The 18,503-nt window shown below is 35.4% G+C and carries 22 protein-coding genes; 16 read left to right on the forward strand and 6 right to left on the reverse strand.

Annotation, left to right across the window (positions count from 1 at the left end; all coding sequences use genetic code 11):
• Positions 1-9: 9 nt before the first annotated feature.
• From BD809_RS09870 to BD809_RS09885, 4 genes are read left to right on the forward strand one after another with little or no spacing between them, the layout of a single operon-like run.
• Positions 10-1,359 (forward strand): 2TM domain-containing protein, encoded by a 1,350-nt coding sequence (locus BD809_RS09870; RefSeq protein ID WP_148782813.1) that lies wholly within the window; start codon positions 10-12, stop codon positions 1,357-1,359.
• Complete coding sequence (locus BD809_RS09875; RefSeq protein WP_148782814.1) at positions 1,356-1,682, forward strand: 2TM domain-containing protein; 327 nt, start codon at positions 1,356-1,358, stop codon at positions 1,680-1,682. Before BD809_RS09870 ends, BD809_RS09875 begins: the two co-directional genes overlap by 4 nt.
• 49 nt (positions 1,683-1,731) lie before the next feature.
• Positions 1,732-2,037 (forward strand): 2TM domain-containing protein, encoded by a 306-nt coding sequence (locus BD809_RS09880; RefSeq protein WP_148782815.1) that lies wholly within the window; start codon positions 1,732-1,734, stop codon positions 2,035-2,037.
• Between the two features lie 49 nt (positions 2,038-2,086).
• A complete protein-coding gene (locus tag BD809_RS09885; RefSeq protein WP_148782816.1) occupies positions 2,087-2,839 on the forward strand; it encodes a LytR/AlgR family response regulator transcription factor in 753 nt (250 codons plus the stop codon).
• A 41-nt stretch (positions 2,840-2,880) separates the two neighbouring features.
• On the opposite strand, the gene BD809_RS09890 is transcribed toward BD809_RS09885, so the two are convergent.
• Entirely contained in the window at positions 2,881-3,684 is an 804-nt protein-coding gene (locus tag BD809_RS09890) for a lysophospholipid acyltransferase family protein (RefSeq protein WP_148782817.1), read from the reverse strand.
• A 145-nt stretch (positions 3,685-3,829) separates the two neighbouring features.
• The gene (locus tag BD809_RS09895; protein ID WP_148782818.1) at positions 3,830-4,471 is read right to left on the reverse strand and encodes an NUDIX hydrolase; all 642 of its coding nucleotides are present in this window, start codon (positions 4,469-4,471) and stop codon (positions 3,830-3,832) included.
• Between BD809_RS09895 and BD809_RS09900 the strand changes: the two genes are divergently transcribed.
• Positions 4,465-5,229: a peptidylprolyl isomerase gene (locus tag BD809_RS09900; RefSeq protein WP_170251855.1), complete on the forward strand. Its 765-nt coding sequence runs from the start codon at positions 4,465-4,467 to the stop codon at positions 5,227-5,229. The genes BD809_RS09895 and BD809_RS09900 overlap by 7 nt on opposite strands.
• A 5-nt stretch (positions 5,230-5,234) precedes the next feature.
• On the opposite strand, the gene BD809_RS09905 is transcribed toward BD809_RS09900, so the two are convergent.
• Positions 5,235-5,951, reverse strand: a complete 717-nt coding sequence (locus tag BD809_RS09905; RefSeq protein WP_148782820.1) for an RDD family protein — start codon at positions 5,949-5,951, stop codon at positions 5,235-5,237.
• A gap of 36 nt (positions 5,952-5,987) precedes the next feature.
• Between BD809_RS09905 and BD809_RS09910 the strand changes: the two genes are divergently transcribed.
• From BD809_RS09910 to BD809_RS09940, 7 genes are all read left to right on the forward strand, one after another.
• Complete coding sequence (locus BD809_RS09910) at positions 5,988-6,947, forward strand: stage II sporulation protein M (RefSeq protein WP_148782821.1); 960 nt, start codon at positions 5,988-5,990, stop codon at positions 6,945-6,947.
• Entirely contained in the window at positions 6,944-7,831 is an 888-nt protein-coding gene (locus BD809_RS09915; protein ID WP_148782822.1) for a hypothetical protein, read from the forward strand. The genes BD809_RS09910 and BD809_RS09915 overlap by 4 nt, the downstream gene beginning before the upstream one ends.
• Positions 7,821-8,585: a hypothetical protein gene (locus BD809_RS09920; RefSeq protein ID WP_148782823.1), complete on the forward strand. Its 765-nt coding sequence runs from the start codon at positions 7,821-7,823 to the stop codon at positions 8,583-8,585. Before BD809_RS09915 ends, BD809_RS09920 begins: the two co-directional genes overlap by 11 nt.
• A complete protein-coding gene (locus BD809_RS09925; RefSeq protein WP_148782824.1) occupies positions 8,582-9,790 on the forward strand; it encodes a DUF4350 domain-containing protein in 1,209 nt (402 codons plus the stop codon). Before BD809_RS09920 ends, BD809_RS09925 begins: the two co-directional genes overlap by 4 nt.
• Positions 9,791-9,841: 51 nt before the next feature.
• On the forward strand, positions 9,842-10,873 hold the full coding sequence (locus BD809_RS09930) for an AAA family ATPase (RefSeq protein ID WP_148782825.1): 1,032 nt from the start codon (positions 9,842-9,844) through the stop codon (positions 10,871-10,873).
• A gap of 2 nt (positions 10,874-10,875) precedes the next feature.
• A complete protein-coding gene (locus BD809_RS09935; RefSeq protein ID WP_148782826.1) occupies positions 10,876-12,210 on the forward strand; it encodes a DUF58 domain-containing protein in 1,335 nt (444 codons plus the stop codon).
• 102 nt (positions 12,211-12,312) lie between these two features.
• The gene (locus BD809_RS09940; protein WP_148782827.1) at positions 12,313-13,266 is read left to right on the forward strand and encodes a LysR family transcriptional regulator; all 954 of its coding nucleotides are present in this window, start codon (positions 12,313-12,315) and stop codon (positions 13,264-13,266) included.
• 20 nt (positions 13,267-13,286) lie between these two features.
• Here BD809_RS09940 and BD809_RS09945 read toward each other — a convergent pair whose 3' ends face one another.
• The 3 genes from BD809_RS09945 to BD809_RS09955 all read right to left on the reverse strand — a co-directional run bounded on the left by BD809_RS09945 (position 13,287) and on the right by BD809_RS09955 (position 14,962).
• Positions 13,287-13,484 (reverse strand): hypothetical protein, encoded by a 198-nt coding sequence (locus BD809_RS09945; protein ID WP_148782828.1) that lies wholly within the window; start codon positions 13,482-13,484, stop codon positions 13,287-13,289.
• Positions 13,485-13,617: 133 nt separating this feature from the next.
• A complete protein-coding gene (locus BD809_RS09950; protein WP_148782829.1) occupies positions 13,618-14,418 on the reverse strand; it encodes a TIGR00266 family protein in 801 nt (266 codons plus the stop codon).
• A gap of 79 nt (positions 14,419-14,497) precedes the next feature.
• The gene (locus BD809_RS09955; protein WP_148782830.1) at positions 14,498-14,962 is read right to left on the reverse strand and encodes a DUF4442 domain-containing protein; all 465 of its coding nucleotides are present in this window, start codon (positions 14,960-14,962) and stop codon (positions 14,498-14,500) included.
• Positions 14,963-15,114: 152 nt separating this feature from the next.
• Here BD809_RS09955 and BD809_RS09960 point away from each other — a divergent pair, with 152 nt between their 5' ends.
• The 4 genes from BD809_RS09960 to BD809_RS09975 are packed head-to-tail and all read left to right on the forward strand — an operon-like array spanning position 15,115 to position 18,479.
• Positions 15,115-15,567: a DUF4870 domain-containing protein gene (locus BD809_RS09960; protein ID WP_148782831.1), complete on the forward strand. Its 453-nt coding sequence runs from the start codon at positions 15,115-15,117 to the stop codon at positions 15,565-15,567.
• A gap of 56 nt (positions 15,568-15,623) precedes the next feature.
• Positions 15,624-15,959: a PadR family transcriptional regulator gene (locus BD809_RS09965; RefSeq protein ID WP_148782832.1), complete on the forward strand. Its 336-nt coding sequence runs from the start codon at positions 15,624-15,626 to the stop codon at positions 15,957-15,959.
• A 1-nt stretch (position 15,960) separates the two neighbouring features.
• Positions 15,961-17,718, forward strand: coding sequence for a PspC domain-containing protein (locus BD809_RS09970; protein WP_148782833.1), 1,758 nt, complete (start codon positions 15,961-15,963; stop codon positions 17,716-17,718).
• A gap of 41 nt (positions 17,719-17,759) precedes the next feature.
• Positions 17,760-18,479, forward strand: a complete 720-nt coding sequence (locus BD809_RS09975) for a head GIN domain-containing protein (RefSeq protein WP_148782834.1) — start codon at positions 17,760-17,762, stop codon at positions 18,477-18,479.
• The last annotated feature ends 24 nt before the right edge of the window (positions 18,480-18,503 follow it).

Genomic DNA, 18,503 nt, shown 5'->3' on the forward strand with positions numbered 1-18,503 from the left:
ACGTACCTCATGAAAGATCTGAAACTCGTACTCATCATCACCGGGATAATATCGATAGCTGTTGCATTGATAGTTCTTCTCAATAATGGGTTTAATACTACCTATATATTTACGGCGCAATGGTGGGGAATAAACATTATGTATTCAATGTTTCTTACGATTATCAATATAGTCTATTTTAGATTTATTAATCACAGATTTGCATGGAAAAACAAAGGGTTACGACGGGTTTTGATTGGTGCGGGGGGATCTATTGTAGTTACCATGATTGGTTACGCTATCTGTACGTATGTTACAATCGTTCTAATTCTGGGAGAACAAACCACTCAAGAATTTTTAGCAGATCAGTCGTTTAAGGACTATGTAATTCCTTTACTGTTCACAACAATCGCTTCATTATTTTTTCATGCAATGTATTTTTACAAGGCATTACAGGAAAAGAAGGTTACCGAGCAAAAAATTATAGCAGGAACAGCATCGGCAAAATTTGCAGCCTTAAAGAACCAACTAGATCCGCATTTTTTGTTCAATAGTTTGAATGTATTAACATCCCTTATAGAAGAAAATCCTGCTACAGCACAAGATTTTACAACTTCTTTATCAAAAGTGTATCGATACGTTTTGGAACAAAAAGATAAAGAATTGGTGAGTGTTGATGAAGAATTGAGGTTTGCAAAAATATATATGAAGCTATTGATGCTTCGATTTGAAGACAGTATTCAGGTTGACATTCCTATACAATCGTCTGATCCCGAAGCCAAAGTGGTTCCGCTTTCTTTACAGATTTTATTAGAAAACACCATCAAACACAATATGGTAACACCCTCAAAACCCTTGTATATTCGAATTTATGAACAAGATGGTTTTTTGATCGTAGAAAACAATTTACAACCCAAATCCGTACTTGCACAAAGCAGCGGGATGGGATTAACTAACGTTAAACAGCGCTTTGCATTATTAACCAGAAGAGAATTTCTTGTCTATAAGTCAAAAGATGCATTTATTGCAAAGCTCCCTATGCTAACAAAATTAATTACCAATAAAAATATTGATATGACTGCAACATTTGAAAACCCAAAAGAAGTAAAATACAAGCGTGCTCAAGAGCGTGTACAAAAAATTAAAGAATTTTATTTTAGTTTGACAGCCTATTGCATTGTCATTCCATTCTTAATTTTTATTAACTATAAAACGACAGGGTTTGACTTACCATGGGTATGGTTTCCAATAATAGGTTGGGGATTCGGATTAATCTTTCACGCGATGGAGGCCTATAACTACAATCCTATACTGGGAAGAAACTGGGAAGAAAAAAAGATTAAAAAATTTATAAAAGAATCTAAAAACAAGGGATTATGAATAGCCGAGAACAACACAGCGCTTATACTAAAGCAAAAGCCAGAGTTCAACGAGAAAAAGGATTCTACAGTCACTTAATAGTTTACATAATTGTAAATGTAATCCTACTTTTCTTAAGAAATGATGTTATCGATTATTTTACTATGGATAATAAATCCCTTGACTTTAAAAATTGGTTCGACTGGAATATTTTAATTACACCCATTCTTTGGGGAATTGGTTTACTTTTTCATGGATTATCTGTTTTTGGTAAAGGTACCGTGTTTAATAAAGCCTGGGAGGAACGAAAGATTAAAGAATATATGGATCGTGATGATTTTTAACTGATAGTACAAAAGCAATTATAAGAATAACCAATAAAATAAAACCATTATGGAAAATTATCAAGAGCAAAAAAGATATCAACGCGCAAAAGAACGGGTGGATGAGTTAAAAAAATTTTATAATAATTTATTTTCATATTTCGTAGTTATTAGTTTTCTGGCAGGACTGAATTATTATACAAATGAATGGAGAAATCCATGGTTTCTTTGGGCTGCATTTGGTTGGGGAATTGGATTAGCCTTTCATGCGATCAAAGCCTATCGTATAAATCCCGTATTTGATAAGGATTGGGAAGAACAACGCATACAAAAATATATGGAAGAAGAACAAGAGACCCAACAACGCTGGGAATAGTAACTAGTAATATAACGTGTAACCTAAATTTAAATCGTAAACTAGCCCGATGAAAATTTTGATAATTGAGGATGAGCGTCCCGCAGCCAGAAGACTCAGGAGAATGCTTGAAGCACTAAATCTAAAGGCTGAAACCATGCTGCATTCTGTAGAAGAATCCATAGACTGGTTTACTTCAAATCCGCATCCGGATTTGATTTTTTTGGACATTCAGCTCAGTGATGGATTATCATTTGAGATTTTTGACACGATATCCGTTAAAAGCGCTATAATCTTCACAACTGCTTACGATGAATACGCTCTAAAAGCTTTTAAATTGAACAGCATTGATTATTTGATGAAGCCTATTGACCATGATGAACTAGCAGTTGCAATCAAAAAGTTTAGAGACTATTTTGCGGTAAACGAAGTACAGCAGTTTAACATTGATGATATCAAAAAATTATTAAACACTTCTACTCCAACGTATAAAAAGCGCTATACCGCACGGCTCGGTCAACGTATTAAGATCATTGAGTCAAGTGATGTAAGCTATTTTTATTCAGAAAATAAAGGCACCTACATTCATACGCTAGAAGGACGAAATTACTTATTGGATACCACACTGGATTTGGTAGAAAATGAAACCGATCCAAAATTATTTTACCGGGTAAGCCGTAAGTATGTTGTAAATGTAAATGCAATCGATGACATTATCTCATATACCAATTCGCGCCTGGAGCTAAAACTAAAGGCTACGGCTGATCATCAAATTATTGTAAGTCGTGAACGCGTTAAAGATTTTAAAGAATGGCTGGAATAGTTCGATTCGTAGCATATTAGTAAACCCTCCACATCATGTACTTAATACTCCCAACGACGCTTTTCGTTCAAGGCTTCTTCAGCTTCAAGCTCTTCTTGTGGAATGACTTTTAAGAATGAAGAATGTTGTTCAATAGAATATTCTAATTTACTTACGATATCATCAATTGAATCATTCTCATAATCAATATCCAAAGGAGGTTTGATTACCATCGACTGTAAAATACCGCGTTTTTTGATTCGAATTCCTTTTTTATCAAAAGAACGTCTAAATCCATCAATAACAATAGGTATGACAATAGGTTTGTATTTTCTAATAATATGAGCAGTTCCTTTACGAATAGGTTTAAAAGGTTTCGTAGTTCCCTGAGGAAAAGTTATTACCCAACCATCCTCGAGTGCACGCGAGATATTGGTAATGTCACTCATTTTAACCTGACGGTTGATGTCCTGACCTTTTGCTCTCCAAGTACGTTCTACGGTAATTGCTCCGGCATAAGCCAATACTCTGGCCAACAAACCTGCGCGCATGGTTTCCTTTGCCGCAACATAGTATAGATTAAGCTTTGGGTCCCACAAGTATCCAATATTCTTTATAGAGTCAACCCGTCCGCTTAAACTAGCATTGAACACATGAAACATGGCTACCACATCTGCAAAATAGGTTTGATGATTTGACACGAACAAAACATTTTGCTCTGGCAGTTCTTTAAAAATTTCACTCCCCTCGATCTGTAGTTCATTAAAACCACGATAACGACGATGTGTCAAAGCTCCCATTATACGGATGAGCCATTTTTTTAGAAATAATATATGACCAAAAGGATTCCTTTTAAATAATCCCATAATTTTTTTGTGTTGTTAGTTGAATTTACAGCCTAGACTGCTTCTTTTAAACTATTCTTTATTCTAAAATTAAACTCTTTTATCACTTGAAAAGTTGCTGATTCATTTAGTTTTAGAAAAAACGAGGATCAAAGATACAAAATCCTTATCCTATAGCAGACTTTATAAAGACTTTAAGTTCACTTAACATCATGGCTGTTGCTCCCCAGACTATATAACCGTTTAATTCAAAGGAAGGTACTTCAATATTTTTTGCATACGAAGTAGTTAAGTTTTTAGAAATTACATTATCATCATCTAATAATTCACTTATCGGTACCTCAATAACTTTGGCAACTTCTTCCAACTGCGGAACAAAATCAGGCAAAATATCGGTGAACCCTAAGAAAGGATGCACCCAGAAATTTGAAGGTGGAATATAAACCTTTGTTAAAGGTGATAATATTTCTACGGTCTCACGATCAACACCTACCTCCTCCCAAGTTTCTCTGAGCGCTGCTTCACCATAGGTACGATCATATTCCTCTACCTTACCACCGGGCAAAGCTATCTGCCCAGAATGCACGCCTTCGTACTCAGGTCTTAATATCAATACCAAATTTGTAATTTCTTCTTTTGGATATAAAAGCATCATTACGGCAGCATGTCTCGGGTTCTTTTCTTCTATTTTTATAGTATCCAATTCACGAATACGCATGTCAGGAGCCATAAGAAAATGAGAACGTTCGCCTGGTACTGACATTTTCTTTATTTTTGGAATCAATTGTTTAAATGTTTCAAATGTCATTGACCAGAATTGTTTTAAAGTATAGCCTGTTTATATGGATTTTTATTATTTCGAGTTGTGAAGATACACAATCTACTAAAAATAAAAACACCCAGTTTACTAATGATCCTTCAAAAAAAGTTAAAACTGAATCGGGCTTAAAAGAAAGCCTTACTACTGATACTGTTAACCCACAAATTGAGCAGTCTGCTACCTCAAAAGATACCCTCTCTAAAATTACCAACGATAATCTGATAGAATTCATGACGGCATATGGTGCCAAAAACCCGGAAACCTTAGTTGAAATCTCAACACGTTTAGGGAGTTTTAAAATTAGGTTGTATCAAAAAACTCCTATTCATCGCGCTAATTTTATTTACTTGGTAAATGAAGGGTATTTTGACGAAACATTTTTTTATCGTGTTGCTAAAAATTTTGTGATTCAGGGAGGTAATAGCGATCGCAATCAAATGGCATTAAAAAGATTCGATATTGGCGATTACACAGTACCGCAAGAACAAGTTAAGGGCTTAAAACATACACGAGGTGCTGTAGCTTTATCCAAACGTTGGGTAGACAATCCTTCAAACAGATCAACTCCATACGAGTTTTTTGTAGTTGTCGCAAAAAATGGAGCACATCATCTGGATGGTGAGCATACTATTTTTGGAAAGGTAGTGGAAGGCATGGATGTAGTAGATAAAATTTCGAATGTTCCGGTTGACCAAAGCGAGTGGCCCAAAGAGAATATTTTTATAAAGGCTAAAGTGATACAATAAAAAACTTATGCTTGTTCAGCATAATATTTATAATCTTCTAGTACTCGACTTATAAACTCGGCGGGAGGCGTTATTGGAGTTATTTCCAAAACCTGCGATACTCTATCGGCTAATTGTTCTAAAACTTTTTGTTCACGATGCGCTCGAGCATCATAAAACAATCTCTTTATTTTCTGAATATCCGAATCGTTAAACCTAGTTACCTGAGGATAGGTTGGTTGGTAATCCTCGGGCAACTCTGCAAATATCGTATGTTTATGAGGTATGCGATTGCGTTCGCTAATCACTGTGGTATTTGCTGCCAGATCACCTAAACGCTGCCCTGTTCCTTTGAACACAATGGTTACAATAGCTATACTACCAAAGCCTAACGTAATATCTATAATTCGTAGCAACCAGCGCGTTAGATAATTAGAAAATGTAGGCGGCGTGCCATCAACGCGTACCACCCGAAGATTTACAAGAGCTTTACCAGGGGTTCTTCCATTCCATAAGGCTTCCCATAACAGATAATACAGCAATACAGGTAAACTTATAAGCATTTGCGATACCCAACCTTGCGATAGACTACTTCCAAGCTGACTCATTAGCAATACAGCCAAAATCATATAAGCGACCAAAAATAGTGAATCTATAAAAAAAGCTAGAATACGATCTCCTACGCCCGCAACATTTTGCTGAATACTCACATTTTGCGCCGTTTCTATTTGAAAGTTATCCATGAATTATGTTACTTTATCCTCTTAATTTAATGATCCATGCGCGAAGCGGCATTTGTGAAGCAAAATAAGAATAAATGGTTAAGATTTGAAAGTGTTTTAGATAATACTGCTCAGATTTCTCCAAAAGAGCTTTCGGATCTATATATCGAGGTTACGGATCACTTAAGTTATGCTCAAACTTTTTACCCTCAAAGTCAAACCTTGGCCTACTTGAACACTATTGCTTCAAAAGCACACCATAAAATTTATAAAACAAAAAAAGAAAAACGTAATCGTTTGCTCTCTTTTTGGTTGAAAGAGTTTCCTACGGAATTTTATCATTACCAAAAAGAATTACTCATTGCGTTTTTGATTGCTGCTTTGTTCACTGCTATTGGTGCGTACTCCGCCGCTACCGAAGGAGCATTTGTAAGATCTATTTTGGGAGATACATATGTAAACATGACTTTAGAGAACATTGCGAATGGTGATCCCATGGCGGTTTATAAACAAATGGGAGAGGCTGATATGTTTCTTGGTATCACCATTAATAATATTCGGGTGGCCCTATTATGTTTTGTCTTTGGAGTACTTTTTGGGATTGGTACACTCTTTATTTTAATGCAAAATTTTATAATGTTGGGATCTTTCCAATACTTTTTTTATGAAAAAGGGCTCCTATGGGAAAGTGCCAGAACGATTTGGATACACGGAGTTATCGAGATTTCAGTAATTATTATAGCTGGCGCCGCAGGACTGGTGATTGGTAAATCCATACTTTTTCCTAAAACATATACGCGGCTTACCTCTTTTGTTCGAGGTACCAAAGTCGGTCTTAAAATTGTTATAAGTACCATCCCATTTTTTATCATAGCCGGTTTTCTCGAAGGGTTTGTAACCAGACATACCGAAATGCCTGACTGGCTTGCCATCTTTATCATTACAGCTTCTGTTATTCTAATTTGTTACTATTATATTTTCTACCCAATTCGATTACATAAAACTACCTATCAATGAACGCTTCAAAGAAGATAAATTTTAGACAAAAACGTGAACTAGGTGACATCATCAATGATACCTTTTCCTTTTTGCGAAATCATGCCAAAGCTATAATGACAGTTCTGGTAAAAACTGCAACTATACCCTTTCTGTTAGCTTTAGTAGCAACAGGATATTATACACAAGTCTCTTCAAAAATTTTTAATCCCGGCGGCTACTCCCCTTACGACATAGGAGATACTGGCACTATTTTTATTGCAATGCTTTTTTTATTTATTACGATGATTTTGTTCTACGCAGTTTTGTTTAGCACTGTATTACATTATATAAAAGCCTACATAAGAGACGAGAATGCAATTGACGTTTACGAAATTAAAAATCAAGTTAGCGAAAATTTCATGAAATTTCTGGGACTCGGTATACTATCTAGTCTAATGGTCGGTTTCGGTTTTATGCTTTGTTTTCTACCAGGCATTTACTTCTATGTTCCCTTAAGTTTAGTTTTTGCTATTATGGTATTCGAAGGAGGCTCTACGACAGATGTCATTTCAAAAAGTTTTGAATTAATCAAAGGCCACTGGTGGGTAACATTTGGTACATTACTAGTTGTTGGCGTGTTAGTGTCCTTAATTGGGCTTATTTTTTCTGTTCCGGCGATGATTTACACCTTTTCTAAAGGTTTTGTAGCAGCTTCAGAAAGTTCTTATCTTGATACCGCTGATAGCATCGATTGGATTTATGTAGGATTAAACACCCTATCATCGGCAGCACAATACATCTTATATACCATCACTGCAGTAGCTTCTGCATTTATTTATTTCAATTTACATGAACGAAAATATAATACCGGAGCCTTGGAAGAAATTAATACGATAGGAAAAGATCATCATCTTGAAGATTAAAGTACTGATATTTTATATTTTCTGTTTGAGTTTTGGATCGCATCAGGCAGCGGAATTTAAAAGTGTTGAATCTGATAGTTCTCAAATTCAAATTGACACTTCAAGTGTTATAGAACCGTTATTTTTTGACCGAACAAAACTATCAGAATATAAAGAATCCAAAGATTTCGATTATACCGAAATACCGGTTGAGGATTCTTGGTGGACACAATTAAAGCATTGGTTAGAAGAGTGGTGGCATAAATTTTTTGCTTCATTATTTGATATAGATGAAGTTTCGGGACCATGGTTGATTATCCTGGAAATTTTGCCATACCTGCTACTTTTGGGTGTTTTAGGGCTTATCGTGTGGCTATTTATACGTGGTAAAGTGGGGCGAATGCTTGATGAAAAAGAAGAGTTTCCCGATAGCTTATTTCAAGAGGATCAAGAAATTATAAAAAATAAAAATATTTATCAGTTAATAGAACATGCCGTCGCAAAAGCTAACTATCGTTTGGCCATTCGTTATCAGTACCTTTTGGTTATAAAACTTTTATCTGATGAGAACCATATCTTATTGGTTGCACAAAAAACAAACGCAGATTATGTGTTGGAGCTTGAGTCAACTATACTAAAATCTGGTTTTAAAGATCTTACACAGGTATATAATTTTATATGGTATGGTAATTTTGAGGTGGACAGTAAGAATTATACACACTTTGAAATCAAATTTGAACAGTTTCGTAATATGATCACTTCAGCATCCATATGAGTAAAGGATATAAAATAATTGCTATATTACTATTGGGATTGCTCGCGCTTCTCACATATTATGAAGCCACAGAGCCAGCACCTGTCAATTGGTACCCTAGCTATTCCAAGTTGGATAAGATTCCGTTAGGCACTTATGTTTTTTATAATGTTTTAAAAGACTCCCATAAAAAAATTCAGGAAGTTAACACCTCTCCGTATGAATTTTTAGCAAGCAGCGATTCCATAAATGGAGTGTATTTTTTTGTAAACGGACATGTCAATATTGAAAATGAAGAACTAGATCAGGTATTGCAATGGGTTACGAATGGAAATACATTATTTATTTCTGCAAAAACTATAAGCCATCAACTGTTGGACACCTTAAATCTTTCCGCGGATCATCTGATTTCGCTTAAATCTATTGAGACCAAACCGGAAATTGCACTAACCAATTCCAACTTACCGGGTGATGATAGCTATCACTACAATCGTGATATACATGTTCCTTACTTCTCGAGTATTGACACATCTGCCACCAAAGTTTTAGGTACGGTAAAACTTTTAACTACTACTGACAGCCTACAACAAAGGCAATTTAATTTTATATCTCAATCTTTTGGAAACGGACAAATTTTGCTTCAAATGTTTCCCGAAGCTTTTGCTAATTATTTTATGTTGACGAACAAAAACTACCAGTACACAGAAAATCTTTTGGCCTATATAGATCACAATCAACCTTTATTTTGGGATAATCATTACAAATCCGGAAAAACTACCTATTCCTCTCCCCTATACCTATTGTTCAGAACCAAATCATTAAAATGGGCATATTACACCATAATTTTTGGCTTAGTTCTATTTGTAATTTTTGAAGGAAAACGCAAACAGCGAAGTATCCCTGTGGTCAACCCGCTTCAAAATCAATCGGTGGCGTTTGCACAAACGATTAGTGCCATGTACCTTGAAAGAAACGATCATAAAGCTATCGCTATAATGCAAATTCAGGAGTTTCTAAACTTTTTACGTGAAGAGTTCCGTTTAACGATTGATGAATTTTCCGGCATAGATTATAAAGAGATTTCACTAAAAAGTGGTAACTCAATTAAAGAGACAAAGCAGCTTTTTGAAAACATGCAAGCTATTAAAAACAAATCAAGCGTTACCAATGAAGAGCTTATTAAATTTGTAGCCAAAATAAAAGCATTCAAAAATAATCTATATTGAACAAAAATGAAACTGAAAACCACAGTTGAGTTCATCAAATAAAAAAATTCCATGACAGACCAAAACTCAAATAAAACACCCATCAACACCGATGATAAAACGGCTAATCCATCCTTGTCTTTTAAAAACAGAATAGACCTTACTAACTTGCAACAATCCTATAGCAGCATTAAAAAGGAGCTATCAAAAGTGATTATTGGTCAGTCTGACTTTGTTGAGTTACTTATGGTTGCTCTGTTGACAGATGGACATGTTTTAATTGAAGGCGTTCCCGGTATCGCAAAAACGATAACGGCCAAATTATTTGCCAAAACATTACAAACTGACTTTAGTCGTATTCAATTTACACCGGATCTTATGCCAAGTGATGTTTTAGGTACATCAATCGTAGATCTCAAGACAAGCGAATTTGTTTTTAAAAAGGGTCCCGTTTTTTCAAATATCATTCTTATTGATGAGATCAATCGTGCTCCAGCAAAGACTCAGGCGGCTTTGTTTGAAGTAATGGAAGAAAAACAAATTACTATGGATGGGGTTCGTTATGTAATGGAACCTCCCTTTATGGTGCTAGCAACTCAGAATCCGATCGAACAAGAGGGAACCTACACCCTACCAGAAGCGCAGTTGGATCGATTCTTATTTAAGATAAAAGTAACCTATCCAACATTTGCAGATGAAGTTGAAATATTAAAATTACATCATGAGCGTACGGTTAAAGATCCGTTAGAACTCATAGATGCTGTTCTGGACATAGATAAGCTTCTCGAATATCGCGACAAGGTTCAACAAGTGTTTATAGAAGAAAAGTTGCTTCAATATATTGCAGAAATTGTAACCAAAACCCGATCACATCCTCACTTATACCTGGGAGGTTCGCCCCGGGCATCTATAGCTATCATGAAAAGCGCCAAGGCTTTTGCTGCCATTGATGGTCGTGATTTTGCTACACCGGAAGATATTAAGAAATCAGTTGCACCGGTTATGAGGCATCGTGTTATCGTTTCTCCTGAAAGAGAAATGGAAGGTATGACCGAGGAAAAAGTTATGCAACTAATTTTACAATCTATAGAAATTCCACGATAATTGTGATCCGATTTTTCAAATCTTTATATCTCACAAATCGCACCTATTATGTATTGGGTGCCATTATCCTGTTATTCTTTATATCGTATTGGATTGTGGCCTTATACCCATTTATTTGGTTGTTATGCATAGGAATTTTTATCATTTTTGCTATAGATTTTGCCGCCTTGTATGGTCTAAAAGATGGGATTAAGGGTTCCCGGGAATTAGCTGATAAATTTTCTAATGGCGATTACAACGAAGTTCAAATACGCTTAGAAAACAGATATCGATTTAGGATTAGAACCGAAATCATTGATGAAATCCCCTATCAGTTCCAAAAACGAGATTTTAATAAAACACTGACTGTAGATGCAGCGTCACAAACTCAATTTACGTATCAGCTAAAACCGCTAGCCCGAGGTGAATACAAATTTGGGTTTCTTAATGTATATATAAGTTCTCGTATCGCTTTGATCAAAAGACGCTATAGGTTTGAAAAAGAGTATCTCGTAAAAGTGTATCCCTCTTTTATACAGATGAAAAAGTACGATATTTTAGCATTGGATACCCGGTCCTATATTTTGGGAGTACGCAAGACCCGACGTATTGGACATACTATGGATTTTGAACAAATCAAAGAATATGTAACCGGGGATGATGTTCGTTCCATTAATTGGAAAGCAACGGCCAAGCGTGGTAGTCTCATGATTAATCAGTTTCAGGATGAAAAATCTCAACCAGTATATTCCATTATCGATGCGAGTCGAGTCATGAAAATGCCGTTTAACGGATTATCATTACTGGATTATGCTATCAATAGCAGTTTATCTTTTTCGAATATCGCCATACGGAAACAAGATAAAGCAGGGCTTTTAGTGTTTTCTAATACGGTCTCTAGCTTTTTGCCACCTATGGGAAAGCGCAGTTATATAAATGTGATCTCTGAGACACTTTACAATAATAAAACGGCTTTTTTGGACGCGGATTATGGGACGTTGTATGCCCATGTAAAACAGAAAATTACTCAGCGTAGTCTCCTTTTATTATACACAAATTTTGAGCATTTTTCTGCGCTAGAACGTCAGCTCCCATATTTAAGAACTTTGGCAAAAAAACATATGCTTGTTGTCATATTTTTCAAAAATACAGAGCTTGACAGCCTAATAAATTTACCCGGAACCTCAATCCCGGAAATCTATCAACAAACTATCGCACTCCAATTTGCACAAGAGAAAAAGCGAATGGTAAAAGAATTACAGAAATACGGAATACAAACAATACTTACTACTCCGCAACAGTTGACTACAGATACCATTAATAAATATCTCGAAATAAAGGCAAGAGGCATTTTATAGAATTACTACTTCATTTTTAATATAGAGAAAATAGATTTTTAAAAAATTACGTATAATTTTTATCAATAGCTTTTGTATCTTCGTAGCGTAAAAGATAAAAAAATGACGATCACTCAATTACGTTACGTATTAGCGGTAGCAGAACATCAAAATTTTACGAAAGCAGCAGAAAAGACTTTTGTGACTCAACCCACCTTAAGTATGCAAATACAAAAATTGGAAGATGAGTTGGACATACAAATTTTTGATCGAACAAAAAAGCCTATTGAGCTAACCGAAGTTGGTAAAAAACTTGTGCAGCAGGCTCGAAATATTGTTAATGAAAGCGAACGTATTCAAGATATTGTAGATCAGCAAAAAGGATTTATTGGAGGTGAGTTCAAATTAGGTGTCATTCCAACGGTAATGCCTACCCTTTTACCGATGTTTTTAAATACGTTTATAAAGAAATACCCTAAAATAAAACTCAAAATTGAAGAACTCAATACTGAGACGATTATCCAACGATTATTAGACGGTCATTTGGATGCCGCAATTGCCGCTACACCTCTTGAGCATATGCATATAAAGGAACGAGTGCTGTATTATGAGCCTTTTGTAGGGTACATCCCTCCAATGCATCGCCTTAACCAAAAGAAAAAAATTGATGTTGCCGATTTAGATATTGATGACATGCTATTGTTAGAAGATGGACACTGCTTTAGAGATGGAATTATCAACCTGTGCAAAATTGATAAAAATTATGATGACGATCACTTCCAGTTAGAAAGCGGAAGTTTTGAGACCTTGGTAAAATTGGCTAATGAAGGTTTAGGCATGACATTACTACCCTATCTTCATACGCTAGATATAAAAGACGATGAGAAGCATAATCTACATTACTTTAACGAACCAAGCCCTGCGCGGGAAGTGAGCTTGATTTATAATAAAAGTGAATTGAAGATGCAAATTATCGAAGTACTTCACAATACCATTGCTGGCATTGTAAAAGGCGCGATAACATTTCAGAACGTACAAATTATCAGCCCGCTCGGAAAAATAAAAAGCGACTCGTAAGTCGCTTTTTATTTCAATATTTACTTTTTTAAATACACCAGACACGGTTGTAGTTCTGGTCTATTGAGCGCTAGAGATTGAATCCAAATTTTTAATTCGTCGATCTCATGTGGAAGTAAGCGTTTCATTGCTTTGATAACTTCCTTTGTAAACAAATTTACATCAAAACTTACTTTGTCTAGCACAGTTTTGGTGTAATCAAACATTGCTCTAGCCATAAATTTTAGGGGTTTAAAGTTGTTAGTTATCCTACATTTATTTGTAGGAATTTATTTACGCTGTTAACGTTGTCTAAACGAATATAGCGAAATAAATCCAAAATTATTGTTTTTAATCCGTTATTTAACATTGTTAATATTTGTTATCGCCATCCAAGAGATCACCGATGCCTCCTAAAATACTCCCTTCCCCTCTACTTTTACCACCTTCTCTTGGAGCTAAGGCTAACACCCTATTTGCCAATCGACTAAAGGGCAATGATTGAATAAATACTGTACCTGGCCCAGTTAAGGTTGCAAAAAATAAACCTTCACCTCCAAAAATGGTGTTTTTGATACCTCCTACAAATTCGATATCATAATTTACCTCTTTGCTAAATCCAATGATACACCCTGTGTCTACTTTGAGTTGTTCTCCGGCGGCAAGATGCTTTACAGCCGTAGTTCCACCTGCGTGTACAAAGGCCATACCGTCACCTTCTAATTTTTGCATGATAAACCCTTCTCCGCCAAAAAGTCCACGCCCTAATTTTCTTGAAAATTCAATTCCGACAGAGACGCCTTTGGCTGCACATAAGAACGCGTCTTTCTGACACACAAATTTGCCATGAAATTGCGTTAAGTCTATGGGAATTATTTTACCCGGATATGGAGAGGCAAAACTAACCTTCTTTTTACCATTCAATTCATTATAAAAAGCCGTCATAAAAAGACTCTCACCTGTAAGTAATCGTTTACCTGCTCCAAATATCTTTCCCATAAATCCACGATCATTCTCAGAACCATCTCCAAATATGGTATCCATCTTTATGCCGGTCTCCATCATCATAAAACTTCCTGCCTCGGCTATAACCCCTTCCTGTGGATCAAGTTCTATCTCCACATATTGCATTTCTTCTCCGTGTATTTCGTAATCAATTTCGTGTGCTTTCATTATCGTATGTTTAGTTATTGTGCATTCTATCTATACGACGTTAACAAAAAAAAATTGTTACAAGAAGATTGAGGATTTCTTAAACTGTTGATTGTTTTACTTTGATTGTCCATTCAAAATTGAACTGAGAGACTTCGATACCTTCACTGTTCTTCCCTACAGATCGCATCCATACGGTTTGACCTTCTCCGGTTGCAATCGCTCTTTGAATTCCTTCTTTAATTAGCGAGCCATCTGTGCATTGAAAGGTAATCCTGCCAGTTGCTTTTTTTGTAAACGTAGCGTTATTCTGAGCAACCAACATAGAAATTTTCTTTTTAGAATCTTCTATATACCCGACTACTAATGCTCCCGTACTAAGTTCTGCTGCCATTCCTTGAACTGCCCAAAACATCGAATTAAAAGGGTTTTGGTTGATCCATTTGTGTGTAACACTCACAGTACATTGCTCATCGTCAATAGATTTTACCCGCACCCCACATAGCCATGCCGAAGGAAGTTTAAAAAGACTGAAAAGGTTTAATTTACGCGGTGTAATGGTCATAAGTATCATTTTAGACTCCTAAAATATTTATAATAAACATACCGTCCAAATTAAACTTAAATCTTAAATAAATGTTAAATTATGGTACTATGTTTTGCATAATACCTTTTTTTAAACATATATTTGCATAAGCAACTATTATATCATTCATCATGTCAGACACTAATCACAAAAACATCGCAACTTTTATTCACTTAGGAATATTCTCTAAATTTTTTATTCCTTTTGGAAATTATATCATCCCGATAATTCTATGGTCGACTAACAAAGACAAATCTAATTTTGTAAATAGCCATGGAAAAGAAGCTATCAATTTTCAATTAAGTATTCTTTTATATACTATAATTTTGGGAACACTTTCTTTTCCTTTTTTTGTATTTAATTTTTTCAAACATATGTCAATTTCCGATATCATGCATGGACATGATTGGCATATCAATTTTGATCACAGTGGAGGCTTATGGATGCTCGCTGGTGCCTCTTTTATAGGTATTATAGCCCTCATAGGATTCTTCTTAGAAATTATTTTTATAATCAATGCTGCAATCAAAGCTAAAAACGGAGAATTATATCAATACCCGCTTACTATAAAATTTATTAAGTAAAAATTACAATCATCAATCAATCAAAATGAACAGTTTAACTTTTAAAAAATCTCTTTATGAAGATCGAAAACACAAAAGCGCAGATGCGCAAAGGTGTTCTAGAATATTGCATTCTTTCTATACTCAAGGATGATGATGCCTACGTGGCAGAAATTCTTGAAACATTAAAAGACGCAAAAATGCTAGTTGTAGAAGGCACTATCTACCCCTTATTAACCCGCCTCAAAAATGCAGGTTTACTTAGCTATCGCTGGGAGGAATCTACCTCAGGACCCCCTAGAAAATATTACGGACTCACAGATACCGGTAAAGTATTTTTGACCGAACTTAACACAACTTGGAGCGAACTACAGGGCGCTGTAAACTTGGTAACCAAACAAAAAAATAAATAAAATGAACAAGACAGTTAATATAAATCTTGCCGGAATATTTTTTCATATTGATGAAGACGCCTATATGAAACTTCAACGGTACCTTGACGCCATAAAACGTTCATTTACCGATTCCCAAGGAAGAGACGAGATCATCGCTGATATTGAAGCCAGAATTGCCGAGCTTTTTAATGAAAAAATTAAAGATGAACGTCAGGTAATTGGACATAAAGAGGTAGATGCCGTAATAGAAGTTATGGGACAACCTGAGGATTATCAAATTGACGAAGACATTTTTGAAGATGAACCAAAAGCAACAACTCAAGCAGCCCCACAACGTTCTAAATCTCTTTTTAGAGATACGACTAATTCATATGTAGGAGGTGTAAGCAGCGGTTTAGGTCATTATTTGGCCATAGATCCTGTTTGGATTCGATTAGCTTGGATTCTGTTTACAATTTTCTCTAGTGGCGGATTCGTTCTCATTTATATCGCATTGTGGATTTTTGTTCCAGAAGCAAAAACTACGGCAGATAAGCTAGCTATGAGAGGAAAACCGGTAAACATCAATACGATTGAAAAAAAAATAAAGGAAGGTTTTAATGATGTTGCAGATTCAGTAAAAAATGTAGATTATCAAAAGTATAGCTCAAAGGTAAAGAGCAGTTCTACTTCTTTCTTTGATGCCTTAGGAGATGTGCTTATCTTTCTTTTCAAAATTGCTATAAAATTCATCGGAGTCATATTAATGATCGTCGCAGGTGTGACGCTTATAAGTTTGTTCTTTGGTCTGTTTGCTGTAAGTACTTTTGGTGTAATTGATACGCCGCTAAATGAACATTTACAAGTATTGAATCATAGTGATGTTTCTATTTGGTTGATCGCTATCTTTACCTTTCTAGCCGTAGGAATTCCTTTTTTCTTTCTTTTTATTTTGGGTTTAAAGATTATGATACCTAATCTAAAATCAATCGGAACTACAGCAAAACTCGGTCTTTTAGCTTTATGGATTATTTCAACGGTTGGATTAGCTGTCATAGGAATTAGACAGGCCATGCTCGAAAACTACACTGCAGAGGTAGCTACAGAAGAAATCATTCTTCCTATTAGTAAAAATGATACACTGCAAGTAAAAATGAAGAATAACAGAAGGTACATACACCATTTATCCCATCGTAACGACTACAGCATTCGTAAAGATCCAAAAGGAAATAAAGTGATTGTATTACAGGATGTTCGGTTATACATCAAAGAAAGCACTGATTCCATAGCTCGTATTTCAGTCCTAAAAAAAGCTGAAGGGTTTTCATACGATAACGCCAGCAATGCTGCCGACGCTTTACTTTACAAGTATGAATTAAAAGATAATGTGTTAACACTAGATGGGTACGCACTAACGGCAATCAAAAATAAATACCGGGATCAGGAAGTTCAAATAATTCTTTCACTTCCTGAAGGTACAACGGTATTAGCAGATAAGAATACCTACAGTTTTAACAATTCATGGAAATATGATGAATATGTCTCCTTATCAGGTAAAGAAGGAAAGTATGTTACTCTTAAGGAAGGTGGTTTTACTTGTGACGACTGTCTAGATAATGAAGTGGATGGTGAGTGGAAATATAAAGAATGGAACGATGATGAGGATCAAAATGACTATAAATCAGACAACAATGAGGAATTCAATCTCAAAATAGATGAAGATGGCCTAGAACTTAATAACGAACCCGTAAAAGTAAAAATCGACGAGAATGGTATAGAAATCAAAACCAAAAATTAAAACAATCAAAAATCGAACAGTAATTTTAAACTAATCACCTTATGACAACTTTAGCCAAAATATTAGTAACTCTTTGTTTAACCTTAGTGTGTTGTTCCTGTAATATTCCGTTCAACGGAGTAAAAGGAACAGGAAAAGTTATACAAACCGAACGTGCAATCAGCCAACCGTTTAATCGTATTAAAGCAAGTAGCGGTCTGGACGTTATTTTATCAAAAGATATTGACAACAAAATTATTATTGATGCCAATGAGAACCTACATGATCTAATTGATATTTATGTAAAAGATAAGACGCTTGTTATCAAGTCAGAAGAAAATATCTATAGTGCAGATCAAAAAAGTGTATTGATATCCTATGAAACTTTAGAAGAAATTGCTGTTAACAGTGGAGCAAGTGTCACCTCGACTCAAGTGATTGAACAGCCAAAAATGAAATTAAGTGCAACAAGTGGAGCCGATATTGAATTAGAGATTAAATCAGAATCCTTAACTACTTCGGCCACCAGTGGCGCCTTTATAGAAATATCGGGAATGGTAAATTCTCACAAAGTTTCTGCCACCAGCGGAGCTGTAATTAAAGCAAAGGAAGTGCTGAGCTTAGTTACCGAGGCAAAAGCAACCAGTGGAGCTTCAGTTAAGGTTCATGCCAAAAATGAATTTAACGGACGTGCTACAAGTGGTGCAAGTGTTCGATATTTCGGAGCACCGGAAAAAGTATCAGAGGTTGATAATTCCGGAGGAAATGTAAGTCGTAATTAATCCAAAAATGATGATGATCCATGT

Origin of the sequence: Aquimarina intermedia (assembly GCF_008124785.1) — a bacterium.
Taxonomy (GTDB): Bacteria; Bacteroidota; Bacteroidia; order Flavobacteriales; family Flavobacteriaceae; genus Aquimarina; species Aquimarina intermedia.